The 23,239-nt window shown below is 36.3% G+C and carries 25 protein-coding genes; 19 read left to right on the top strand and 6 right to left on the bottom strand.

Features of this window, described 5'->3' with window-relative positions; genetic code table 11:
• The 9 genes from MKY26_RS23105 to MKY26_RS23065 form a co-directional block, all read left to right on the top strand.
• Positions 1–244: hypothetical protein (locus MKY26_RS23105; RefSeq protein ID WP_341099368.1), on the top strand; the 244-nt coding region annotated here is incomplete at its 5' end.
• A 98-nt stretch (positions 245–342) separates the two neighbouring features.
• Positions 343–666 (top strand): nucleoside triphosphate pyrophosphohydrolase, encoded by a 324-nt coding sequence (locus tag MKY26_RS23100; RefSeq protein ID WP_341099367.1) that lies wholly within the window; start codon positions 343–345, stop codon positions 664–666.
• Positions 667–995: 329 nt separating this feature from the next.
• Complete coding sequence (locus MKY26_RS23095; protein ID WP_307317299.1) at positions 996–2,264, top strand: hypothetical protein; 1,269 nt, start codon at positions 996–998, stop codon at positions 2,262–2,264.
• Between the two features lie 22 nt (positions 2,265–2,286).
• Positions 2,287–3,891 (top strand): ABC transporter substrate-binding protein, encoded by a 1,605-nt coding sequence (locus MKY26_RS23090; protein ID WP_341099365.1) that lies wholly within the window; start codon positions 2,287–2,289, stop codon positions 3,889–3,891.
• Between the two features lie 22 nt (positions 3,892–3,913).
• Positions 3,914–4,882, top strand: a complete 969-nt coding sequence (locus tag MKY26_RS23085) for an ABC transporter permease (protein ID WP_341099362.1) — start codon at positions 3,914–3,916, stop codon at positions 4,880–4,882.
• Positions 4,883–4,888: 6 nt separating this feature from the next.
• Positions 4,889–5,782, top strand: a complete 894-nt coding sequence (locus MKY26_RS23080) for an ABC transporter permease (protein WP_341050037.1) — start codon at positions 4,889–4,891, stop codon at positions 5,780–5,782.
• Positions 5,783–5,808: 26 nt separating this feature from the next.
• Entirely contained in the window at positions 5,809–6,843 is a 1,035-nt protein-coding gene (locus MKY26_RS23075; protein ID WP_341099358.1) for an ABC transporter ATP-binding protein, read from the top strand.
• Positions 6,833–7,666, top strand: coding sequence for an ATP-binding cassette domain-containing protein (locus MKY26_RS23070; protein ID WP_341099355.1), 834 nt, complete (start codon positions 6,833–6,835; stop codon positions 7,664–7,666). Before MKY26_RS23075 ends, MKY26_RS23070 begins: the two co-directional genes overlap by 11 nt.
• Positions 7,667–7,682: 16 nt before the next feature.
• Positions 7,683–9,086, top strand: coding sequence for an amidase (locus MKY26_RS23065; protein ID WP_341099353.1), 1,404 nt, complete (start codon positions 7,683–7,685; stop codon positions 9,084–9,086).
• A gap of 25 nt (positions 9,087–9,111) precedes the next feature.
• Here the strand turns inward: MKY26_RS23065 and MKY26_RS23060 are convergent, their stop codons facing one another.
• Positions 9,112–9,642, bottom strand: coding sequence for a topology modulation protein (locus MKY26_RS23060; RefSeq protein WP_341099351.1), 531 nt, complete (start codon positions 9,640–9,642; stop codon positions 9,112–9,114).
• A 101-nt stretch (positions 9,643–9,743) separates the two neighbouring features.
• Here MKY26_RS23060 and MKY26_RS23055 point away from each other — a divergent pair, with 101 nt between their 5' ends.
• Positions 9,744–10,184 carry a cytidine deaminase gene (locus tag MKY26_RS23055; RefSeq protein ID WP_341099349.1) on the top strand — a complete coding sequence of 147 codons (441 nt, stop codon included), beginning with the start codon at positions 9,744–9,746 and terminating at the stop codon, positions 10,182–10,184.
• Between the two features lie 122 nt (positions 10,185–10,306).
• Here the strand turns inward: MKY26_RS23055 and MKY26_RS23050 are convergent, their stop codons facing one another.
• On the bottom strand, positions 10,307–11,059 hold the full coding sequence (locus MKY26_RS23050; RefSeq protein ID WP_095370404.1) for an SDR family NAD(P)-dependent oxidoreductase: 753 nt from the start codon (positions 11,057–11,059) through the stop codon (positions 10,307–10,309).
• Positions 11,060–11,219: 160 nt separating this feature from the next.
• Between MKY26_RS23050 and MKY26_RS23045 the strand changes: the two genes are divergently transcribed.
• The 4 genes from MKY26_RS23045 to MKY26_RS23030 all read left to right on the top strand — a co-directional run bounded on the left by MKY26_RS23045 (position 11,220) and on the right by MKY26_RS23030 (position 15,684).
• Complete coding sequence (locus MKY26_RS23045; RefSeq protein WP_095370403.1) at positions 11,220–11,801, top strand: TetR-like C-terminal domain-containing protein; 582 nt, start codon at positions 11,220–11,222, stop codon at positions 11,799–11,801.
• Between the two features lie 572 nt (positions 11,802–12,373).
• Positions 12,374–13,483: a muconate cycloisomerase family protein gene (locus tag MKY26_RS23040; RefSeq protein WP_307317276.1), complete on the top strand. Its 1,110-nt coding sequence runs from the start codon at positions 12,374–12,376 to the stop codon at positions 13,481–13,483.
• A gap of 66 nt (positions 13,484–13,549) precedes the next feature.
• A complete protein-coding gene (locus MKY26_RS23035) occupies positions 13,550–13,879 on the top strand; it encodes a DUF3870 domain-containing protein (protein WP_095370401.1) in 330 nt (109 codons plus the stop codon).
• Positions 13,880–14,034: 155 nt separating this feature from the next.
• The gene (locus MKY26_RS23030; protein WP_341099346.1) at positions 14,035–15,684 is read left to right on the top strand and encodes an SLC13 family permease; all 1,650 of its coding nucleotides are present in this window, start codon (positions 14,035–14,037) and stop codon (positions 15,682–15,684) included.
• Between the two features lie 48 nt (positions 15,685–15,732).
• On the opposite strand, the gene MKY26_RS23025 is transcribed toward MKY26_RS23030, so the two are convergent.
• From MKY26_RS23025 to MKY26_RS23010, 4 genes are all read right to left on the bottom strand, one after another.
• The gene (locus tag MKY26_RS23025) at positions 15,733–16,371 is read right to left on the bottom strand and encodes an SdpI family protein (protein WP_095370399.1); all 639 of its coding nucleotides are present in this window, start codon (positions 16,369–16,371) and stop codon (positions 15,733–15,735) included.
• Complete coding sequence (locus MKY26_RS23020; protein WP_095370398.1) at positions 16,352–16,636, bottom strand: autorepressor SdpR family transcription factor; 285 nt, start codon at positions 16,634–16,636, stop codon at positions 16,352–16,354. Before MKY26_RS23020 ends, MKY26_RS23025 begins: the two co-directional genes overlap by 20 nt.
• Positions 16,637–17,025: 389 nt before the next feature.
• Positions 17,026–18,126, bottom strand: a complete 1,101-nt coding sequence (locus tag MKY26_RS23015; protein ID WP_095370397.1) for a copper resistance D family protein — start codon at positions 18,124–18,126, stop codon at positions 17,026–17,028.
• A 3-nt stretch (positions 18,127–18,129) separates the two neighbouring features.
• Positions 18,130–18,687: a copper resistance CopC family protein gene (locus MKY26_RS23010; RefSeq protein WP_341099344.1), complete on the bottom strand. Its 558-nt coding sequence runs from the start codon at positions 18,685–18,687 to the stop codon at positions 18,130–18,132.
• A gap of 412 nt (positions 18,688–19,099) precedes the next feature.
• Between MKY26_RS23010 and MKY26_RS23005 the strand changes: the two genes are divergently transcribed.
• From MKY26_RS23005 to MKY26_RS22985, 5 genes are all read left to right on the top strand, one after another.
• A complete protein-coding gene (locus MKY26_RS23005; protein ID WP_341050053.1) occupies positions 19,100–19,516 on the top strand; it encodes an NUDIX hydrolase in 417 nt (138 codons plus the stop codon).
• A 55-nt stretch (positions 19,517–19,571) separates the two neighbouring features.
• Positions 19,572–20,027, top strand: a complete 456-nt coding sequence (locus MKY26_RS23000; RefSeq protein ID WP_341099343.1) for a DUF3888 domain-containing protein — start codon at positions 19,572–19,574, stop codon at positions 20,025–20,027.
• Positions 20,028–20,051: 24 nt separating this feature from the next.
• Positions 20,052–20,399, top strand: a complete 348-nt coding sequence (locus MKY26_RS22995) for a hypothetical protein (protein ID WP_341099342.1) — start codon at positions 20,052–20,054, stop codon at positions 20,397–20,399.
• A 226-nt stretch (positions 20,400–20,625) separates the two neighbouring features.
• Positions 20,626–21,903 carry a histidine--tRNA ligase gene (locus tag MKY26_RS22990; protein WP_341099340.1) on the top strand — a complete coding sequence of 426 codons (1,278 nt, stop codon included), beginning with the start codon at positions 20,626–20,628 and terminating at the stop codon, positions 21,901–21,903.
• Between the two features lie 354 nt (positions 21,904–22,257).
• On the top strand, positions 22,258–23,118 hold the full coding sequence (locus MKY26_RS22985) for a helix-turn-helix domain-containing protein (RefSeq protein WP_180317001.1): 861 nt from the start codon (positions 22,258–22,260) through the stop codon (positions 23,116–23,118).
• The last annotated feature ends 121 nt before the right edge of the window (positions 23,119–23,239 follow it).

Below are 23,239 nucleotides of genomic sequence, written 5' to 3'. Positions count from 1 at the left end.
TAGTGAAATCACTACTAATAAAAGAAGAATTAGTGAGATAAGTAGGGCAATCAGTGGAATCACTACTAATAAAAGAAGAATTAGTGAGATAAGTAGGGCAACTAGTGAAATCACTACTAATAAAAGAAGAATTAGTGAGATAAGTAGTGCAAGCAGTGAAATCGCTACTAATAAAAGAAGAATTAGTGAGATAGGTAGGGTAACCAGTAAAATCGCTACTAATAAAAGACTACCCTGCCATTGAATTCGCAGAAATGAGTAGCGCTAAAGCTAGTTCCGTGAATTTTGATTAGTATTAGCGTGAATCAATCTCGATTATGATAGATAGAAAGGAGACTTCTCTTGCCAACTTATAACAAACTAGTACGTGACAGAATTCCCGACATCATCCAAAAGTCAGGGAAATTATACAATACAAGAATACTATCTCACTCTGAATATACAATGGCACTTAAACGTAAACTTCAAGAAGAAGTGAATGAATATCTACAGGCAAGGCACTTGAAGGATCAAGGTGAAGAGCTAGCTGATATTCTCGAAGTCGTTTATGCATTATCAGAAGCTCAACAAATGTCAGCTGATGAATTAGATGCGATTAGAAGGACAAAAGCTCAACAAAGAGGAAGGTTCGAGAGTAGGGTGCTTTTGATAGATGTGCAAGAATAAGCTTATTATCATCTTTAAGGCAAAATCAATGGCATTACAAAAGGATACATAAGAAAGCACATGATGCATGCATCATGTGCTTTCTTAATATATGTGAAAAAATCTAACAAGTTATCCTATATAACAACCAACAAGTGCTTTTATATCCATAAAAAGTACCTGATAGCGCTCTCATAAAAGCATTGTAATAGGAAAATAATCTGAATTTTCTTGTTTTGTAGTGTTTTTATGTCACATTTCCTTACAAGTTTGTTGACGTTGCCTTTTATAACAAAGATAATTAACGACATATTAAAGACAAGGAAGTTGGGAGGTGTGTTTTTATTGAATTGAAGATGGCGGTTGTTGGTCCTGTTCCACTTGGTCAAGAGATTTGTCACATTGCCTCAGAGTTTGAGGGGATAGATGTGATTCCACTATTTTATGAATCTGCAGAACAATCACCAAGGTTGATTGAAAACTATAAATTCCCAGTAGATATGTATATTTTTGCTGGTCCTTCACCATTTCAACTAGCATTAAAATTTATTCCAAATTCAAGTATGGCTTATTATATTCCTTTTGAAGGAGCGGATATTTACCGATTACTTTTACAGGTATATGAGCAGTATAACCGATTTCCAGTCATTAGCTACGATATTGTAGATCAAGACTATTTAATAGAAGTATATGAGGAAAATAATCTGACTCTTATTCCTTATTTTTTACATTCTCACAAGGATGGTTTTTTAGATAGTAACGCTTTAGTCCGTTATCATTTAAAGTTATTAAAGAATCAACAAGTTGAAGTGATTGCAACGACAATGAACGCGGTTTATGAGCAGCTAAAGTCGCAGGACGTTCCCGTTTTCTTAATAAAACATACGAAATCCACAATCCGCGATATGTTAGTTAAGGCGATATTAAAGGAGCAAGACATAAAGAAAAAGGAGCTTCAGCTGACGGTATTACGTTTTGAAATTAAGGCGATAGGGGTCCATGATAAGCAGGCTGTAAAGGAAATGATTACTGAAATTATTATTTTCGGACAGAACTATTTATTGAGTACAAGTAATGTAGAGAATATGGTCGTTAGTTTGTTTTCAACAAGAGGTGTGTTTGAAAAGGTAAGTAAGGAGCGAACAGATTTTACATTTATTGAAGCTATGAATCGCAAGAAGCAATTGCTAGTTCACTTAGGGATTGGTATAGGCGATACAGCAGAAAGTGCTAATTTTAATGCACAGAAGGCACTTGAACACGCAAGTTCGAATGAGCGTGGAAGTTGTTATCTTATTGATGAGGATAAGAGAATTTATGGCCCGTTAGGAACAAAGGAATCAGTTAGTTATCCATTATTGTTCAGTAACCGAAAGAATATTACCTTAACACTAAGAAGATTATATGCATGGTTATTCTTGGTGAGAAAGACAAAGGTAACAACGCGAGATATTAGTATGGGCATGAATACGAGTGAGAGACATGCTTCGAGAATACTAAAAAGCTTATGTGATCAAGAGGTAGCAGAAATAACGGGAAAGGAGTCCATGAATCAAAAAGGAAGACCACGCCATATTTACTTCATTCATTTAGATAAATTAAAGGAAGCGGCGAATTAGAGGTGAGGAGGCTTAAACGGTAATGAAGAAGATGTACCACTATTTTATCCTACTATTATTTGTCACAACGTTAGCAGCTTGTACCACTATGCCTAGTGCAGCAAACAATGGAAAAACATATGGGAATGAATTAATCATTGGTATGGAATCAGAAGCGGATGTGTTAGACCCCCACCGGGCAGGGGGGTGGGTAACGATGAGGATTAACTATCAAATGTTTGAACCATTAATCGGGGAAGATTTGAGCAAATCTTCTGGTGAAGCATCTGTACCAGAGCTCATTCCAGTGTTAGCGAAGAGTTGGCAAGTATCTGAGGACGGAAAGATGTATACTTTCCACTTAAGAGAGGGTGTCAAGTTTCATGATGGGACACCATTTAATGCAGAGGCTGTGGATTTTAATATAAAAAGATTAACGGATGAGAATTTTGAATATTTCGATAAAATTGGATCGAGTCGTACATTTAGAACATGGAAGTTTTTTGATAGAAGTGAAGTGGTGGATGAATATACCCTCAATATTCATTTGAGCTCACCTTTTTCTGAGTTTCTAAGAATGCTAGCTCAGATTAATTCATTACAAATTGTTAGTCCAGAATCGATCATTACAGGGGGCAATGATAGCGTCGGGGAAAATCCCGTTGGAACGGGACCATTTAAATTTAATAATCGTAATCGTGGAGAGAATATAACGCTAGTAAAAAATAAAGACTATTGGGGCGAAAAAGCGAAGTTAGACACAGTTATTTTTAGACCAATGTCTGATCCAGCTAGTAGAGTATTAGCCTTGCAAAATGATGAAGTGGATATCATTGCTGTACCACCGCCTGATGCGATTGAAAATTTAGAAGAAAAAGGATACGATATTTTATCGGGCACACCGCCACATGTATGGTACTTAACATTTAACTTTGATAACGAATATATGCAAGATCAAAGGGTTAGACAAGCGATTAATTATGCAATTGACCGAGAGGGAATTGCCAATCAGTTGTTAAAAGGAACGGTTTCTCCTGCCTATACCATACAATCTCCAGGGTCGGTGAACTTTGATCCGAGTCGTAAATGGTATGAGTATGACCCAGAAAAGGCAAAGGATTTATTAGCCGAAGCGGGTCTAGAAGATGGTTTTAACATGATATTACAAACTTCTGTAGATGGTTCGGGGCAATTAATGCCTGTTGATATTGCTGAATGGATTCAAAGAGATTTGAAAAAGGTAGGTATTGACGTCACATTGGATACGCAGGAATGGATTACTTATTTCTCAGGATATAGTGATGGCATGGATTCTTCTATTGCTATGAATCAAATGTCTGCTGGTAGAACATCGCCATTCTTTTTATCAATGGTCGCTCATTCGGACTTTGTTGCTCCCGGTGGCTTCAATTCAGGTAAGTATGCAAGTGCAGAAACAGATGAATTGTTAGACCGTGCGTCTACAGCAACAGACGATGTCGAGGCATTAGAAATATGGAGACAAACAGAAGAAAAGATTATGACAGATGCGGCTTTCGCACCAATTGTTCATGATACGGCACCTTATGTAGTGAATAAGCGAGTGAAAGGCTTTGTGGTTCCATCAGAAGAATGGTATACGCTCGCACCTGTTTGGATTGATCAATAAAAAGTGCTGGGAGGAGAAGTAAATGACAAGGTTCTTATTCAAACGAATATTATCAGCAATTCCTGTACTTTTAGGAGTAACCATCTTTGTCTTTTTATTAATTCAATTAATTCCTGGTGATCCTGCAAAGTCGATTTTAGGAGGAGATGCGACAACTGAAGCGGTTGAGGCATTGCGAGTGGAAATGGGATTGAATGAATCGATGATTGTGCAATATACGAGCTGGATGGGGGATCTGTTACAGGGAGATTTAGGTTATTCACATACACTTCATACACCGATTACAGAAGAGCTTCTCCCACGATTTTTGAACAGTATGATTCTCACTGTTGCCAGTCTCTTCATATGTGTGGTTCTTGGAGTAATCTTAGGACTCATTAGTGCATTAAGAAAGGGCAGTATTTTTGATAAAGCAAGCATGGGTGTAGCTTTAATTGGTGCGAGCATGCCGGTGTTTTGGATTGCGCTTATGCTTATGTGGCTTTTCTCTTTAGAAATGGGATTATTCCCTGTAAGTGGCATGTACAATATGAGAAGTCCTGGAGGATTACCAGATTTACTACATCATTTACTATTACCAGCTTTCGCAACAGCAACAGTTTCATTAGCGGTGATTGCTAGACTGACTAGAAGTACAATTATTGATACGTTGCAAAAGGATTATGTGAAGTACTTTCAGTCATTCGGATTATCAAATTCGAAGATAAATATTGTACATGTATTAAGAAACTCCTTGCCTCCAATCATTAATATTTCTGGTATGCAAGTGGGTTACCTAATGGGCGGCGCCCTATTTAGCGAAGTTGTTTTTAATTGGCCTGGCATTGGGCAAGCGTTATATGTTGCTGTGACATCAAATGATTATCCAACGATACAAGCAGGAATATTATTGATTTCCATTACATTTGTCATCGTTAATCTCATTGTTGATCTCTTAAATGTATGGCTTAGTCCAAAGTTACAGGATTCAATTAAATCTAATGCGGGGTGAAGATATATGAAGGGATGGAAGATAGCCTATAAGGCTTTTTTAACAGATAAAGTAGCAACAATTGGTGCATTGATTATAATTATTGCTTTCTTAGTCGCATTATTCGCTCCATGGCTCGCACCTTATCACCCGAATGAAGTGGCTGATGGTAGCATAAGGCTCATGCCACCAGGTACAGATGGTCATCTATTAGGAACAGATCAACAAGGAAGAGATATTTTAAGCCGAATTATCTTTGGGACACAAACATCACTCATATCAGCAGTTGTCCCTGTCGTAATTGCGGCAATGATAAGTATTGGATTAGGAATTATTGCAGGATTTTATCAAGGAATTGTTGGCAATATCATTATGCGTTTAATGGATATTTTCTTCGCATTTCCTGCCGTGTTGTTAGCAATCGCTATTGCTGCGATTTTAGGACCGGGTTTACTTAATGTAATTATTGCGATGATCATTGTCAGAATTCCTTATATGACTCGTGTTGTATATACTGATACCCTTCAAGAAAGTCAGAAGGAATACATTGAAGCAGCGAAGGCTTTTGGTGTGAGCCGTACGGAAATTATGTTTAAACAAATCTTACCGAATGTCCTGCCATCACTAATTGTCTATAGTACAACACTTGCTGGGGTAACGATTGTGACAGTAGCTGGTCTGAGCTTTATCGGGCTTGGTGTTCAGCCACCTGAAGCTGACTGGGGCAGAATGGCTAGTGACGGTAGTGATTTACTAATGCTAGGACATCCCTTTGTTACTTTCTTTCCAGGAATTGCGATTTTAATTCTGTCGTTTGCCTTTAGCATGATTGGTGATGGATTGAGAAACGCACTCGATCCATATGAAAGGTCGAAGGTGAAAAAGGAAAATGTGACCGCTAAAAAACCAATGGTCGCTTGATAATAAATGAAGGATGTGGTGGTGAAATGATTCAGGCGGTAGGAAAGAAGCAAGCGTTTCTAGATGTAAGCCATTTAACGACGAAGATTCATACACCAGACGGTTCAATGACAGTACTTGATGATATTAATCTATCGATTGATAATGGTGAAATCATGGCAATAGTAGGAGAGTCAGGGTCGGGGAAATCGATGACTATCCATTCCATCTTACAAATGATAACGAAGAATTTACTAGATAGCTATGAAGGTGAAATTCAAGTGGAAGGGAAAAGTATTTTGGACATTGGGCAGAAGGAGATGCAGAAGATTAGAGGAAAAAAAATCTCACTCGTTGCTCAGAATGCAATGACTTCTCTAGATCCTTCTTATCGTGTAGGTAAACAGATTATCGAAATTATTTTAGATAAAACAAATTTATCTAAGAGGGAGGCGATAGAAAAAGCCATATATTTATTAGAGGAGATGGGGATTGATGAAGCCAAAAGAGTGTTTCAATCATTTCCACATCAATTGAGTGGAGGACTGAGACAAAGGGTAGTTATTGCCATGTCTCTCGCCTGTGATCCAGATCTTATTATTGCAGACGAACCGACTTCTGCTTTGGATCCCACTGTACAATTGCAAGTACTTGAGCTATTCCAAAAGATTAATCGTGAGTTAGGGACAGCTATTCTTATCATTACACATGATTTCGGCGTAGTTGCTAGAATAGCAGAAAGTGTGGCTGTGATGTATGCTGGACAAATTGTTGAGCAAGGGAAGACGAGTAAGGTGATTTACAATCCACAACATCCTTATACAAATAGTCTGCTCAACTGTATACCCGATTTAGATTGGATTTTCCAAGATAATGTGGGAAAGAAACCGTTATTTCAAATTAAAGGGGAGCCACCCAATTTAATGAATATAAGTAGTGGTTGTCGATTTGCAAGTCGCTGTCATATGGCTAAAGATATTTGCCATGCTAAACAACCAGACCTTAAAAGAGTGCATTCACTTGATTTGAACCACGCCGTTCGTTGTCTATTAACTGAAAGGAGAGAATCCTATGCAAAGTGAGTCCTTATTAGATGTAAGTGGTCTAACAAAGGTATATGGTAACAAAGGTTCATTGTTCGTACCGCGAAAGGAAATACTAGCTGTTAATAAGGTAAGCTTTTCTATTAATAGAGGAGAGACGTTTGGTTTAATTGGTGAGTCTGGTTCCGGGAAAACAACGATTGGTCGGATGGTGATGCGATTAATTGATGCAACGGCTGGCGACATTCAATATAAAGGTAAGTCCATTCTGTCGATGAAGGAGGGAGAGATGGATAAGTTAAGAAACGAGATGCAAATCATATTTCAAGACTCTGGTTCGGCATTCAACCCAAGAAAAACGATTGGGGAGCAAATTCTTCATCCTTTGAATAAATTCTATCCTGGTAATGAAGCTCAGATTCAGTATAAAAAGGTGATTGAAATGCTTGATGTAGTTGGATTGCGTTCAGACTTTTACCACCGATATCCACATGAATTATCTGGTGGTCAAAGGCAGCGAGCAGGTATTGCAAGGGCATTGATCGTGAAACCGAAATTTCTTGTCCTAGATGAACCTGTATCAGCTTTAGATGTTTCAGTTAAAGCTCAGATTATGAATCTTTTAATAGAGCTACAGAAAGAATTTCAATTAACCTATCTTTTTATAGCCCATAATTTAGATTTAGTTGCTTACTTCTGTGATCGTGTAGCTGTCCTTTCAAAGGGGAAAATGATAGAAACGGGACCTACAATCGATTTGTTTAGAAAGCCTCAACATGAAGTGACACAAAAACTATTAAGTTCCATTCTAACATTAGATGGGGATTTAGGAGATTACTATCGCAAGCAATCTGTCATATAAAATGGAGGGGTTTTACATGGAAAATGTGTTTTTCAAAGATATTGAGTCCGTTGCACAGATGTTAAAGGTTCAGGAAGTATCGCCTATAGATTTAACGAAAAAGTTACTTGAACGGATTCAATCAATTAATCCTGTATTAAATGCATATATCACTTTGATGAGTAAAGATGCATTAGAGCAGGCTACGGTACTTGAAAAAGAATTAAAAGAAGGGATTATTAGGGGTCCACTCCATGGCATACCAATTGCCTTAAAAGATATATTTGAAACGAAGGGGAGCGTGACTACTTCTGGTTCTAGAATCTTTGAAAACTTCATTTCCCAAAAGGATGCCGAAATCGTAAAGCTACTAAAAAAAGCAGGGGCAATTATAATAGGGAAGGCAAATCTTCATGAATTCGCGATGGGGGCGACAACAGAAAATCCTCATTATGGTCCTTCAAGAAACCCATGGAATATATTGAAAATTCCTGGTGGATCGAGTGGTGGATCTGCTGTAGCCGTTGCAGCGGGGATGGCATTTGCTGCTATTGGTACGGATACAGGAGGTTCCATTCGCTTACCGTCTGCTTTATGTGGTGTTGTTGGTTTAAAACCAACATATGATTTAATTAGTACCGATGGATGTACGCCTTTAAGTAAGAGTCTGGACCATATTGGGCCAATGACAAGAACGGTTGCTGATAGTCGTATACTCCTTCAAGTCATGGCAGATGCCAAAAAGTTAGAACGAGTCGATCTTAGTATCCGACTGAAGGATTTAAAAGGTGTAAAAGTAGCTATTTGCAAAGAGTATTTCTTTGAAGGAATGGATGAAGAAATAGCCATTCATATTCATCAGGCATTAGCTAAGCTTGAAAATCTCGGAGCAGAAATAATTGAAGTAGATATTGTTGGTATACAGGAGGCGCTACAAGCACAAAAAATAATTTTCAAAGCAGAAGCCTATGCTTTTCATGAATCTATGTTTATGGATAAATCACACCTCTATGGAGAGGATATACAGTTCCGCTTACAAGCTGGAAAAGATGTGTTAGCAAGTGAATACATTCAGGCCAAACAATATCAGCAAGCCTTCCAACAACATATCGAACATAAAATGCAAGCAGAACAAATTGATGTCTTCTTTTCACCAACGAATATAATACCGCCTTTTGATATTGGAAGTGTTGGTCCCGAAGAATCGGTGAATAATATTTTTCGATTAGGCAAGACACCACTAGGGAATTTGTTAGGGCTACCTATATTGTCGGTTCCTTGTGGTTTTACATCAGAAAGACTACCTATTGGGTTCCAAATCATGGGAAGGATGTTTGAGGAAGGGAAAGTATTAGCCATCGGTGAAGTATACGAACAATCAGAGGGTTGGGTATCATATTTAGAGAGAAATGAAGTATATCAAATAGAGAAAACGATGTAATTTGCAAAGGGAAACTCTAGAGGGGTTAAGGCTCTAGAGTTCTTCCTTTTGTTAAAAACGCTGCTATTTCCTTGCTACTTCTAAGTGTGATTATCTTCAAATTTGGCTTAGTATCTTTATATTTACGAAACCGCTCATGCATTTTTTTCTTTCTTCTATAATAAGTAGTCACGATAAACTTAAAGAATACCCAGTCAATTTTTTCATGACAGCCTTCAGCTATATCAGGTCTTGATCTTTTATGAAATTGGATACGGCGTTTAAAAATCCGGTAGAGACAGGTGGAGAGAGGGAGTTCTAAGTAGATGATTGTATCTGCTGCTGCTGTTCTAATGGGGAAGGTACTAGTGTAATTCCCCTCAATAATCCATTCAGGTTGTTTTATAATGCCTTGTTGAAGGTGTATGAATCTCTCTTCTGTTGATTCTTTCCAATTGGGGAGCCAGTATAAGGTATCTAAATGATGGACATCTATTTGTAGCTTCTTGCTAAGTTTTCTAGCAAAAGTGGACTTGCCAACACCTGAAGATACACCTATAACCATGATTTTTTTCATACGACACACTCACTCCTCTTCTACATAAGCGTCATTTACGCTATTAGAGAGCTTCATTTTCCTTTAAAATGATAGTAACTGTCAAGTAGGAGGAAAATAGAATGATTGAAGAAGAAATGTACAATCGAGCCATCACATTTATTGAACAGCGCTATCCTAAAGGGTGGGGTGGAGCGGCTGTGATTCATACTGGTGATGAACGTTATCTCATTAGTGTTGCACCAGTCACGTTTAACGCTAGTACGGAGTTATGTATTGAAGTTGGTGCCATTTGTGAAGCACATAAATTCAATATTGATGTCACACATTGTTTATGTGTCGTCCGTGATAATGAGAATAGCCCCTTTAAAGTTCTTTCACCATGTGGTATTTGTCAAGAGCGTTTGCGCTATTGGGGACCGGAAGTGAGAGTCGGAGTAACGACAAAAGAAAAGCTACTTAAGTTTGTTCCTTTAGGTGAACTTCAACCTTTTCATTGGACAAATGCTTATCCAGCTGAAGAAATCGAGCGCTTTACTAGCAATGTAGAAAAGTTGCGTTGATTAAGGAATAATGTATAGATATAATCAAATAAAGACATTTGTGCAAGTAGTAATAAAACCACACCCTTCATAAAATCATTTAAAAAATTGATTTTGTGCTAGGTGTGGTTTATTATGGAAAATTATAGTGTCAAGCCACCATCAACCATCACTGTTGTCCCAGTCATGTAGCTTGATGCATCAGATGCTAAGAAGCTCACCACGTTCGCGATTTCTTGAGGTTCAGAATATCTACCCATACGCATCACACTGATTTCAGCAGGGACATAACCAGTTGTTTTCATTTGCTCTTCCACTCCTTTAGTCAGCGGAGTGGCTACGCCACCAGGACAGATGGCATTTACACGGATCCCTTTTGATACATATTCGAGTGCAGCCCCTTTTGTTAAACCAACTACAGCATGTTTACTTGCAGAATAGGCTGCAGCACTATGCTCAGAGCGAACGCCTGCAGTAGAAGCGGTATTGATGATGTGTCCATGGCCTTGTTGTTCCATCACTTTTAAAACCGCTTTCATACCAAGGAATACTCCTTTAGTATTAATATTCATCACACGATCGAATTCGGATTCTTCGATATCAGTGAACATCGAGAATTTTTGTACAACTCCAGCATTATTGAAAAATACATCAATGGTGCCGAAAGTATCCACTGCTTTTTGGACATAATGATTAACATCATCCGCATTAGATACATCTGCTTTAATGAAAATGGCTTCTACGCCTTTTTCTTTTACTAGATCGAGTGTTTCATTGGCAATTGTTTCATTGAAGTCAACGATAACTAAGTTAAAACCGTCTTCTGCTAATTTAATCGCAGAAGCGCGTCCAATTCCTCCACCTGCACCTGTTATAACTGCTGTTTTCTTACTCATATAAACATCCCCTTTTGCGAATAAAATTGGTCGACAAGTTCAGTGTTAGACACCTTGTCTATTTAAATGATAAACTATTTGAGATGTTGTTAGGTACAAAGAAACCTTCTTTTCTAAGAAGATAGACATAAATAAAGTATGTGTTGAGGATGGTGGTTTTGTGATAAAAGACCCAAGGGTGTTGCAAACTTTTGATTTGTTGTGCAAAGGGTTTACAAATTTACTCCAATCAGATGCCCTCGAGCAAATCAATATTAAGAAGCTAACGGAAGCTTCGAAAATCAACCGCACGACCTTTTATTTACATTTTGCCGATTTACAAGCTTTTGTTACCTATTATGTTAATCGCCTTTTCCAACATTGGTCAGATATCGTAAATAGTGTTCCTTCTCTTCCAGAACATAAATCACTACAAGAGCCTTATCCAGGTTTAGTGCAATTATTAGAATATATCAAAAGTGAACAAGAGCTTTATCATTGCTTATTAGTTGAGCATCGTTTGCCATTATTTACAGTAGCTTTAAGAGAATGGATGATTAAATTTACTAACCAAGGTTTTGGTACGGTCACACAAACTCCTACCTTAAGCGAATCGGAGAGAAAAGTAAGGGAAGTTCATATTCTAAGCGGTACGATTGGGTCCATTGTATGGTGGCTAGAAGAGGGATTTCCGATATCATCGCAAAAACTTGCAGAAGAATTGACCTTAATAGCGGCGAAGGGACCTTTTTATTTAAAATAGAAAAAAGTACTTGAAAATTCAGAATTAGAGATTATAATAGTAACTAATCAAACTTAATGCCTATTCATTAGCTATTAGAGAATAACCTTCTTTAATAATAACTAATGAACGAATGGCTATCTTAAACTATAACTGTCAAATGTATGGTGACAGTTGTATTTGAGATAGCCTATTTTTATTGGTATGGGTAAACGAGAGTAGTTAGTTTTGTGACAATAATCATGTAAGCGCTTTGAAAAGTTAATATGTAATCAATATATTAAATGAAAGCTTCAGAGTGGAAATACTCCATCATGAAGCATGTACGCATATCTCCAATTACTAGTTTTGAAAAGAGCATAGGAGATAAATGGAATCGTTAGAGATGCATGAATGATGTAACCAGATATGGATTTAATTTTAGGAACAATGATTTTAAAAAAGAACTTCTGTAAAGCAGCCTGTTTATTAACGATTAAAAATTCCCTTTTTTAATCTCCATTAGTAAACGCCCGTCCTTTGAAATATAGATGGTGTACTGCTATCCATTTATTTAGAAGGTTTTTTATGGATTGTCAAAGGGAGAGAACAGAATGAAGATTCGTTCAGTTAACAGTTTTATTTTAGATATTCCAACAATTCGACCACATCAGTTGGCGATGCACACAATTACTAAACAAGCGATAGTATTGGTTTGTATTCAAAACGAAGAAGGTCAAGAAGGTTGGGCAGAAGTAGCTACGATCGGCGGTGCATCTTATGGAGAAGGTACACCGGAAGCGATTAAGGTCAATATTGATACTTACATTACACCGCATTTGATTGGTAAAAATGCAAATGATTACGCGAAAATAATGGCCGATTTAAATAAAGTGGTTAGAGGGAATTATTTCGCTAAATCTGTAGTCGAGTCAGCGTTAATTGATTTAGCTGCAAAAGAAAAACAATTACCAGCATATGAATTACTTGGAGGGAAAATCCATTCTTCTCTCCCACTTGCGTGGACATTGGCAAGTGGCGATACAGCTAAAGACATCGCAGAGGCGGAACGATTTTTAGAGGAAAAACGTCATAGAATTTTTAAATTAAAGATAGGGAAGGGCGATCCATATAAAAATGTGAACCATGTATTGGAGATTATTCGCTCCGTAGGTGATCGAGCAAGAGTAACGGTAGATATTAATCAGGCATGGGATGAAACAACTGCTGATTATTGTATTGCAGCACTTCAAGAAGGTGGTGTTTCAATGGTAGAGCAGCCATTACCCACTTGGAACTTAGAGGGAATGGCTAGATTAACAGAGAAATATGCTGTTCCAATTATGGCTGATGAAGCAGCTAATTCTATCCATGATGTTTTTCAGATTACTAAACTGCGTGCGGGGAATAGCATTGCCCTTAAACCGTGTAAGCATGGTGGATTATTAGAAACGAAGAAGGTAGCAGCTATTGCTGAAGGTGCTGGATTTGGCCTTTATGGTGGGACAATGATTGAATCAACATTAGGAACAGCTGTCTGTGCTTCGGTTTACTCTACAATAGGTGAATTTACATTTGGTACTGAATTGTTTGGTCCTTTATTATTTAAGGATCGTATAACAGTAGACAATTTGCGCTTCGAAAATTTTGAGTTAATTATTCCAGACGGTCATGGATTTGGAATGGAAATAGATAAGGATAAAGTTGAATTTTACCAAAGATAAAAAAGTGGTTAGGGCAGAATATTCTGATAGAATACAATTAACTGTATGGTTAAAGGAGTGTTATAAATGGCGATGTCAACAGCTTTCTTAACTGCGTATGCGAAGGCTCCCCAAAATACGCCTATGTATGAAAATAATAAACAGATTGGAATCATGCTAGAGATAAATAAACAAAGTCATACAATCGTTAATGTCGATTCTACTTTTATGACAGGACTTGCCAAAGATTATTTGAAGAGAATGATTATTGGGACAGATTTTAGTATAGATATATCAGACTTGATTTTAGATATAGAGATGAACTGTATTATTCCTTCACAACAAGCTTTAATTGTAGCCTTAAAAGTCGCGCACCAGAAGTATCGTGATACGTTTCTAAAAAAACCAATTGAATAATTGCCCGTTTATTTACGATTTCAAGACTCTACTTGAAATAAAACTAGATAAACTATTCGGCCTTTTAAAAAGAGCACTTATTAACTGTGTTGCTTTTTGGAGGGCCATTTTTTTTACCCATAATGAAAGCGTTTTTAAAAAAGGAGTTAGATAAAATGAGTAATCTATTTAAACAAGTGAATCAAACGCTTTGGCAATCGCATAAGCGTTCGAAGGATTTATTAACATTTGCTAGTTTACGTGAAGTGAAAGAGACAAGTGTGACATCAACCTCATCAAGCGCTAAAGAGGAAAAGAATAATCGTAAAAACAATCCAGGTTCGTATAAAACTAGTCAGGTTATCGGATTACTATTAGGTCCTGTTCTATTCTTCATGATCTGGTTGATACTTCCATTAAATGGATTGAGTGATGAAGGAAAAGCAGTCCTGGCTATTACAGCCTGGGTGTCAACGTGGTGGATTTTGGAGGTCATGCCTTTAGGATTAACCTCCTTGTTACCGATTGTATTATTACCTTTATTAGGAGCAATATCTGGTAGTGAAGCAGCAAGTAGTTATGGCGATCCTAATATTTTCCTCTTTCTTGGCGGGTTTGCGATTGCGCTTGCGATTGAGAAATGGAATCTTCATGAAAGGATCGCGTTGTCAATCATTAGTCTTGTAGGAACAAGTACGTCAGGTTTAGTATATGGATTTATGTTCGCAACAGGTTTTCTTTCTATGTGGATTTCTAATGTGGCGACTGTAATGATGATGTTACCGATAGGAACAGCGATTGCTTTCAAAGTAGGAGAATTAATGAAAAAAGAGGGACAGTATACTTTTGCAGAAGAAAAGAAGTTCACTCAATCTATCATTTTCTCTATTGGCTTTGGTGGAATTATCGGAGGAAGCGCGACACTGATTGGAACGCCACCGAATCTGATATTGGCAGGATTAGTAACTGAAATGTTCGGTATAGAAATATCATTTGCTAAATGGTTTTTGTTTGCTTTTCCAATGATCCTCATTCTAGGTATTGCAACAGCTTTTTATTTAACTAAAATCGCCTACCCCATGAATGTTAAAAGCCTGCAATCAGGAAAACAATTCGTAATAGATGAGAAGGAAAATCTCGGAAAAATGAGTTTTGAGGAAAAGGCAGTAGGGTTAGTATTCACGTTAACGGCTTTTATGTGGTTAACAAGATCTTTCCTCTGGACGGATATCATTCCGGGCATAAGTGACACAATGATTGCGATTACCGGTGCCTTATTACTTTATTTAATCCCAGCATCTAAAAAGCACGGAGGAAGATTACTCGGTCAGGATTCTCTTAAGAAAATGCCTTGGGATGTCTTGCTTTTGGTCGGAGGAGGTTTAGCCATTGCGGCTGGATTCAGTCAAACGGATCTATCATCATGGGTTGGTAGTCAGCTATTATTGTTAGAAGGAACGCCATATATTGTCATTCTGGCTATATCGACCTTATTAGCAATTGGTATTACTCAGATTGCACCTAATACTGCTGTGACAACTATATTTGTACCTATTGCGGCTACGCTTGCGTTAGCAATTGATGCACATCCGTTACCATTAATGACAGCTATTGCTTTAGGTGCTGGTTTTGCTTTTATGCTACCGATTGGTACACCATCTCAAGCAATTATATTTGGTACAGGGAAAGTAACGATTGTTGATATGTTAAGAAGAGGAACACTAGTTACCATTTTAGCCACTGTACTGATTATTTTATTTGTATACTTCCTATATCCAATGGTATTTGATCTGAACTTGTTCGAATATCCATCAGCTTTGAAATAAAATAAAACAAAGCCTTACTCCTTATATAGGAGAAGGCTTTTGTTATACTTATATCCCTTTTTTATAGAGCACAAAAGAATAAACAGTTGGTATGATGACAATAATCACAACTAAAATAATCATGATCAGAATCTGAGCAAAGTTGATAAATCCAGTGAGTATCATACCAAGCCCACCAATAATCCACAAATAACCGGCTAATCGATGGGTTTTATTCCAATTTTCCTCACTTGTAAGTGTCCAAGGTAGCTTGATTCCTACCGTGAAATTTTGCTTACTTTTAGGCATATAATTTCCACAAATGATGAAAATGAGTCCTACCAGAATAGGGGCAATAGATTCAATACGGATGTCATAGCCGAGTGCTTTGAATAAGGTGATGGGTACGATGATAAGAGTCATAATTGGAATTAACCATATAATTAATTGTTTGAGTGCTTTAGCGGTATTTTCTTTCTTTGGGTCATTATTTATCATAAAAATAGTAAATAAGTGAATGGCGGCCATTAATAGGGGCAATCCCCACACAGCAATGGCTTTCGAGGTGAAATTATCAGCTTCACCTGCTGTATTCCAGTGGATGGCGATTTGATCAGGTAAATCAGGATATACAATCAAGCCAGGAATAATAGGAAGTAAACAAAGTAACGTCGTAATCACAAGTGTCCTATTCATTTTTCTTGTCATTTTCTTTCCCTCCAAATTGTGTAAACCACAGCATAATTTCTTCAAATACAGAAATATTTAATTCGTAATAAATGAAGTTCTTATACTTGCTTTCAAGTATAAGATCTGCCTTTTTTAGCTGTGATAAGTGATAAGAAATGGTTGCTCCTGTCATTTCAAAATGCTTCCCAATCTCACCGGCAGATAGCTTTTTATCTTTCAGTAAGACAAGAATCTCTCTACGCACAGGGTCTGAAAGAGCCTTAAATGTATCTGGAAACCCCACGATAACACCTCTTTAATCTATTTAGAAATATCTCTAAATAGATTATATAACATGATATGTAAAAAATCACTATCTGTTTCGAAAAAATTCTAAATAGGTTTGCGATGGGCTCTGGGTTTAGGAATATTCATCCCCCATTATGAATGTATAGATCGTTTTGGAATGAATCATAATCGTTATATAAGTGATTGTAAAAAGGGGGCCATGTATCATTCAAATTGAAAGGGAAGTGTATTAAGGAGAATGACCTGAATAAGAAGAAGTAATAGGCTAAAAAATGAGGTCAAACATTGCTTTAATCATATGAAATTGAAAGAAGCGAAAAAAAATAACACGAAAAAATGTTAATGTTAAACCAACATTTTTTCGTGTTACAGATAGTTGCAATGTTAATTAACTGCGATGCTTTGTATCATTGCGAAGTAAGCCATTAATACAAATAAAACAGAAGCTAAAAAGGAAAGTGCAACATGTTGTTTCATTTTAAAGAGGACTAAGCTTCCACCAAGGCAGCTAAGGGCAAGAATGCCGAATATGATGCCCACTTCAGTGAAAATAAATGAAACTGAAATTCCTTCAAGTGTTCCTTGATAGAACAGATTTAATATCGGTGCATAGCCACTATGAGCAATTAGATTGTCAATGTTCATTGGGGGAGACTGCTCATTAAAAATACCTGTAAGGATAAAGATAATGGTTATGATAAGAAATTCTGCACGAACCCATGGCTTCGGGTTGAATGAAGACTCTCTTTTTAGGCGGTGTTTCATCCAAAACCCATTGATCAAAGCGAATACAGTTAAAGGCATAACAAAAAGTAGTTTTAGCAATAGGCCTTGACCATATGAAACCAATAAGGCATCTTTATAATCTGTTTCAGCAGTCGTCACATTCGTTAGAAGAATACCACTTAAAACAATTAGTAAAAAGCAGATAATGGCTGTTAGATGGAACCATTTTAGAAAAGGCAACCAACTAGTTGTTTGCCGTGAAAACCAGGATACGACGAGTAATACCCCTGCCCAAGTAGAAACGGCAATTAGATGAAGGGCATGAATTCCAATCCCATAAACTCCTTGTATACTGCCAGCATGGCTTGACCAGGCTACACCGATGGTAAGAAGGAAGAGAAGAATCATTTCTCCAATAATGGAAATCTTTCTTTTATCCTCACCAAAAAGGGTAATGTAAAATGCCAGAACGATACAAATGATGAATGTGAAAAGCCAAGCATTCCCTACGCGGAAACTGAGTAATATATTTTCAAAGGCAGAACCCAGCCCATCAAGTTTGGTGAGATGGGTAACTAATTGTATTAAGGGAATGAAAGATAATACGGCAATCCCCATTGTCGCCACTAATTGTATTGAGATGGATACATTTACAGGTGGCTTAGAGTTTGCAGGCACCCATCGTAAAATAAAGGTGCCTGCAAGGAGAGCAAAACATAAATAGAGAAGTGCCTCACTCAAAATGGTTATAAAAAACATAGTTTATTTTTTCCTTTTTAATAAGATGATCGCAATAATCGCAACAATGGCAACAAGGATGATACCAATCAATAACCCGTTTGAGTTTGATTCCGTTTCATCCGCTGTTTCGTTGGATGGTGTTGTCTCGTCTTCTTCTACAGTTGGCTCCTCATTTTCTGTAGTTGGAGCAATTTCTGCTGTATCTTCTTCTACCTCTTCTTCAGGAACATTGACTTCAAAGCCGTAAGATTCTTGCATAATATGACCATCTACTCCGATGATTTCCCAGCTTACCGTATAATTACCGTTAGCGATTGGTTCAGAGAAAGTAGCAATTAACTCATCTTCCTTAACAGTGATGTCACTCGCCTCGACTACTTTTCCTTCACTATTTTCAATTTGCAAAGAAGCATTATCTTCTATAACAGTGTCAAAATATAATTGAATCGTATCAATTGATTCTGTAACAGTCGCACCATCTTCAGGGTTTGAACTATCTAAATGAGTATGTGCAAAAGCGGTATTTGTGCTAATTAATAAACATGTCACTACGAACAGTAGCATAGATAATTTTTTCATATCATGACCTCCAAAACTTTTTTTCGTAATTAGCGTACTAAATTGGGAAAGGAGATACAACCTTTTACCTGTGTACGATTGGTGTCGTTTTTGTGAATTTCTAAAATACTGCTATGACAAAACAATCTCTTAAGTAGCGATAGGCGGCCCCTTTACTTAACAATTAAACACAATCAATTAAAAATGAGAACACCAATGTAGAAAAAATGTTAGATTCATGACATTAATGTGTAGAAAATATGGAATTTGTATGTAAATATCCTGTAACTAATTACCTTAGGTTGTACGTCGAATCCTTTTTATCTTTCCATAAATCCCACATATATATTTCTTGCCAATTAAAATATTGTTCTTATCATCTTTTGTCGTTAAAATCTAAATGATGAAAATAATTACAAAAGGAGAAAGGTTAATGAATCGAGTAGATGTAGCTTATTCACTGATTGTCGATAAAAACGAAGAAAATATCTTGATGGTAAAGAATATTAAACATAATAATTGGTCCCCACCTGGTGGAGGGGTAGAGAAAGGAGAAACATTGTTAGAGGCAGCAATTAGAGAAACGAAGGAAGAAACAGGTTTGGATATTGAACTTGGCGATATTGTCTCAATTAATGAAGCTTTTATGGAACAGGAAAATTTTCATGCGATTTTCTTTACTTTTAAGGCGAAAGTCATTGGTGGAGAGATTGAAATAAATGATAGGGAGACGATAGAAGAGGTGAGATGGATGAGTATCGCAGAAGCGGAATCTTGGATGCCTTATCATCAAAAGGGTATTCGTTATTTATTAAAACAATCTGCACTTTATTATTTTGAGGGAAATTAGTATCGTATAAAACGGTCACAGTTAGCAAAAAATGGTTAAAAAGGAGATGTTTTTCATGAGAAAATTCGCCATTTTTCTGCTTATATATTTACTCGCTTGCCATGTAAGTCTGGAGGAGGTACATGCAGAAGAATATAAACAACATGATGCCAAAGATAAGGAAGTGGTAGACCAGTTTGTATTAGCTATATTGAATGATGAGGTAAGGAATGCAGTAAATAATTATTATAAAAAGGATACTGTAATCCAATTTGACTGGCAAGCAAAAGACTATAACGTTGTTGAAATGAAGCAATGGAAGAAAGGTAATGAACTAGGACATTCTTTTCTGATTAGTTTAACGGTATTGCCATATGATAATAATAAGTCTAGTCAATTGGGTATTGATACAATTACTTTTGGCATTTCGCCTCAATCCTTAAACACACAGAAAAACAATAAGAGTTTAGCATCTACGGAAGTTGAGTTATTAGATTATAAACATAGAGAGGCTGTGTATAAGGGGAGTTAGTTCAATGGAAGAGAGGAGATTGGGTTGAAAGAGATATCTAGAGTGGTCGGGTTCATAGCGGGATTAATAAGTATGATAATTTGGGGAATGTTTACTTTTTTAACTTATTCTTCTGACTTTGTAGGAATAGGTACAGCCTTATTAACCTTCTTCTTGTTGGCACTCCCTGCTTTGTTCATTATTATATTTATAAGGGTCTCGAATCAGTTCATCATGCTCATTGCTGTTATTTGGTCATTGCCCTGTTCACTTTACTTTGCATTAACCCCAGGATTCTTCGCTATAGCTGGTTTAGCTTGGTTATTATATTTAATAAGTTTGATTTTGATGACTCTTCATAAGAAAAAATATAATTCAGTCAATTCAATTTGATAAATGAAGGAATATATGATAGATTAATAAAAAAATTGAGGTGAAGAATGATGCCTATAAAAGATAATTGCTCATTTTCACAATTGCATCATCATATAATCTAGCTTTGCTATTTCGATCTTGAAAATCGTAAATAGGAAGGCTATTTTTCATTCAACCGTATTTGATTAAGTTCACACTTATATCAAGTGCGGTTTTTTTATTATATAAAAAAGGAGAATGTAGAATGAAGAAAATGCAAGAACAAAACGTAAAAGGGACGCAAGATTATTTACCGGAAATTGCAAAGGTGAGAAGAGACATTACTCGAACATTGGAGGAGGTATTCGTTCAATACGGATGTGAACCGCTAGAGACACCGATACTGAATTATTCAAAATTAATGGCTTCCAAATATAGCGGTGGAGATGAGATCCTTAAGGAAATGTACAATTTATCCGACAGAGGACAAAGAGAGCTGGCTCTGAGGTATGACTTAACCATTCCATTTGCTAAAGTGATAGCGATGAACCCTCAATTGAGGATGCCTTTTAAACGTTACGAAATTGGGAAGGTTTTTCGGGACGGTCCTATTAAAACGGGTAGACTTAGAGAGTTTACCCAATGTGATGTAGATGTAACTGGCATTGAAAGTCAGATGGCAGAAGCCGAATTAATGCTTATGGCCCTTGATGCGTTTGAGAGAATTGGTCTTCAGGTGGAGATTCAATATAATAATAGGAAATACCTAAGCGGAATGTTGGCACTCTTTGGAGTCGATAAAGGCCAACTCAATCGAGTGATATTGGTCTTTGATAAGCTGAATAAGATTGGTGCCGATGGCGTGATGAAAGAACTTAATCATCTCAATCTCTCAGGAAATACATTAAGTAGTATTCAAAGGTTTTTAGAAGATGAGGAAAACTCAACGTTATCTTCTTTTGAATCTTATGAATCCACTCAAGTACAAGAAGGGGGCAAAGAAATCGCTGAACTAGAAAGTTTTTTGCAGGCCTTATCTATAGAGGGACAATGTAATTTTAATCCTTTTTTAGCGAGAGGGTTAGAAATTTACACCGGCACAATTTATGAAATCTTTCTTGTGGATAAAACAATTACATCAAGTATTGGTAGTGGAGGAAGATACGATCAAGCGATTGGAGGTCTTATTGGCACAAATGAAACCATGCCAACAGTGGGAATATCCTTTGGTTTAGATGTCATTTCTACAGCATTCATAGCGAAAAATGTTCAGGATTTAAGCCCCTCTCCAGTTGATTATTATGTGATACCACTTAGTAAAAATATCGAGGCATTAACAGTTGCCAATGACTTAAGGAAAAAAGGATACAATGTATTGCTAGAAATGAGTAAAATGAAGCTTCGCAGAGCACTTGAACGTGCAAATAAAGAAAACATAAAAAAAGTCATTATTATTGGCGAAAATGAAGTGAAGAACAATAAGTACAACGTGAAAGATATGGGAACGGGGGAGGAGATAGAGGTAGTTTTTCTTTTTAAATGAAAATAGAAAAGTTTGCTGCAAATAGTTAATGGAAGGAAGTGTAATTATTATTATGTATATTTATACATTTGGTGTGAGGAAGGATAATATTTGAAATTATGTAGTATAATAGAGCCCTTGATTGTTAATAAAAGGGCTCTATTAGCATAATGTGTACTATAGATAATCATAAAACAGTAGACAATGATTGTGTGCCAATGATTATTATGATTCCGAAACCGCTTAGAAACAAATTTTTAATGGATTTAGTCATTATTTACACCTCCTATATATGATATTCTTCCTAATAAATGATAGAATAAAATATGTAATAATGCCTGCTTTTTGTCATATATGAAAATCGGAGGGCTTAATATGAATAAATTAGGACATGTTTTTAGAACGATACGTCTTGCCAAAAACCTCTCATTGAAAGATATAGCTCAAGGAAATATTAGCATTTCGTTCTTATCTAAGTTTGAAAGAGATGAATCAGACATTTCCCTATCAAATTTTTATTCATTATTAAACAAAATAAATGTGACAATAGAAGAGTTTAGTTTCATAGCCAACGACTATAAATTACTCGACCAAGAAGTTTTATTAGATGATATCAAATCAGCATATGAGAGCAACAATATTATTCTTTTAGAAAAGTATAAAAAGAAAGAAATGGATTTATATATCGAGACAAATAGTCCTACATATAAGTTTAGTTATATTATGATTAGCGCAATTATACATACACTAGACCCGTCGAAGGATGTCTCTCAAGTAGATAGGGATTATATAAGTGAATATTTATTATCTATTGATACGTGGGGATATTTTGAGATTGTCCTGTTTGGAAACTCTATGAATTTATTGACTATGGATTCAATGGTTATTCTATCTAAGGAAATATTAAAAAAGACTAAAATGTATATGAATTTGAGAGTCAACAGACAAGAGGTTATTAGAATTTTACTCAATGCTGTGATTTTTTGTGTTGAAGGAAAAAGATATGCAGATTCTTTATTTTTTATTAAGACACTGGAAGATTTATTAAAAGATACAGATTTATTTTTTGAGAAAACAAAACTCTTATTCATTAGAGGATTGTATGAAATTAAGACAAATAAAATAGAACTGGGAACTAAAAATTGTAAAAAGGCAATTCAAATAATGTATGATTTAGGATCTGTTGAGATAGCTGCAAATCATGAAGAATACTTAGATAACTGCTTGTCTAGATAGTATTTTCAAATATGACATTGAAATCTTAACATTTAATACTATATATTAAAATAAAATTAATACAATAATAATAACAAGTAAGGTTAATTTTGGTTATTTGTCGTAATTAATAGCTATTTGT

The sequence above is a fragment of the Cytobacillus sp. FSL R7-0680 genome (genome assembly GCF_038009245.1).
Classification (GTDB): Bacteria; Bacillota; Bacilli; order Bacillales; family Cytobacillaceae; genus Cytobacillus; species Cytobacillus kochii.
The sequence above is the reverse complement of the archived record's forward strand: the minus strand, read 5'-3'. Positions and strand labels throughout refer to the sequence as shown.

Excerpts from the sequence above, each read along its gene's own strand:
- MKY26_RS23025 (WP_095370399.1), bottom strand. The coding sequence starts at position 16,371 with ATGACAAGAAAAATGAATAGGACACTTGTGATTACGACGTTACTTTGT.
- MKY26_RS22990 (WP_341099340.1), top strand. The coding sequence starts at position 20,626 with ATGAAGAAAATGCAAGAACAAAACGTAAAAGGGACGCAAGATTATTTA.
- MKY26_RS23080 (WP_341050037.1), top strand. The coding sequence starts at position 4,889 with ATGAAGGGATGGAAGATAGCCTATAAGGCTTTTTTAACAGATAAAGTA.
- MKY26_RS23015 (WP_095370397.1), bottom strand. The coding sequence starts at position 18,126 with ATGTTTTTTATAACCATTTTGAGTGAGGCACTTCTCTATTTATGTTTT.
- MKY26_RS23000 (WP_341099343.1), top strand. The coding sequence starts at position 19,572 with ATGAGAAAATTCGCCATTTTTCTGCTTATATATTTACTCGCTTGCCAT.
- MKY26_RS23055 (WP_341099349.1), top strand. The coding sequence starts at position 9,744 with ATGATTGAAGAAGAAATGTACAATCGAGCCATCACATTTATTGAACAG.
- MKY26_RS23065 (WP_341099353.1), top strand. The coding sequence starts at position 7,683 with ATGGAAAATGTGTTTTTCAAAGATATTGAGTCCGTTGCACAGATGTTA.
- MKY26_RS23085 (WP_341099362.1), top strand. The coding sequence starts at position 3,914 with ATGACAAGGTTCTTATTCAAACGAATATTATCAGCAATTCCTGTACTT.
- MKY26_RS23040 (WP_307317276.1), top strand. The coding sequence starts at position 12,374 with ATGAAGATTCGTTCAGTTAACAGTTTTATTTTAGATATTCCAACAATT.
- MKY26_RS23075 (WP_341099358.1), top strand. The coding sequence starts at position 5,809 with ATGATTCAGGCGGTAGGAAAGAAGCAAGCGTTTCTAGATGTAAGCCAT.
- MKY26_RS23060 (WP_341099351.1), bottom strand. The coding sequence starts at position 9,642 with ATGAAAAAAATCATGGTTATAGGTGTATCTTCAGGTGTTGGCAAGTCC.
- MKY26_RS22985 (WP_180317001.1), top strand. The coding sequence starts at position 22,258 with ATGAATAAATTAGGACATGTTTTTAGAACGATACGTCTTGCCAAAAAC.
- MKY26_RS23005 (WP_341050053.1), top strand. The coding sequence starts at position 19,100 with ATGAATCGAGTAGATGTAGCTTATTCACTGATTGTCGATAAAAACGAA.
- MKY26_RS23090 (WP_341099365.1), top strand. The coding sequence starts at position 2,287 with ATGAAGAAGATGTACCACTATTTTATCCTACTATTATTTGTCACAACG.
- MKY26_RS23010 (WP_341099344.1), bottom strand. The coding sequence starts at position 18,687 with ATGAAAAAATTATCTATGCTACTGTTCGTAGTGACATGTTTATTAATT.
- MKY26_RS23050 (WP_095370404.1), bottom strand. The coding sequence starts at position 11,059 with ATGAGTAAGAAAACAGCAGTTATAACAGGTGCAGGTGGAGGAATTGGA.
- MKY26_RS23070 (WP_341099355.1), top strand. The coding sequence starts at position 6,833 with ATGCAAAGTGAGTCCTTATTAGATGTAAGTGGTCTAACAAAGGTATAT.
- MKY26_RS23030 (WP_341099346.1), top strand. The coding sequence starts at position 14,035 with ATGAGTAATCTATTTAAACAAGTGAATCAAACGCTTTGGCAATCGCAT.
- MKY26_RS23035 (WP_095370401.1), top strand. The coding sequence starts at position 13,550 with ATGGCGATGTCAACAGCTTTCTTAACTGCGTATGCGAAGGCTCCCCAA.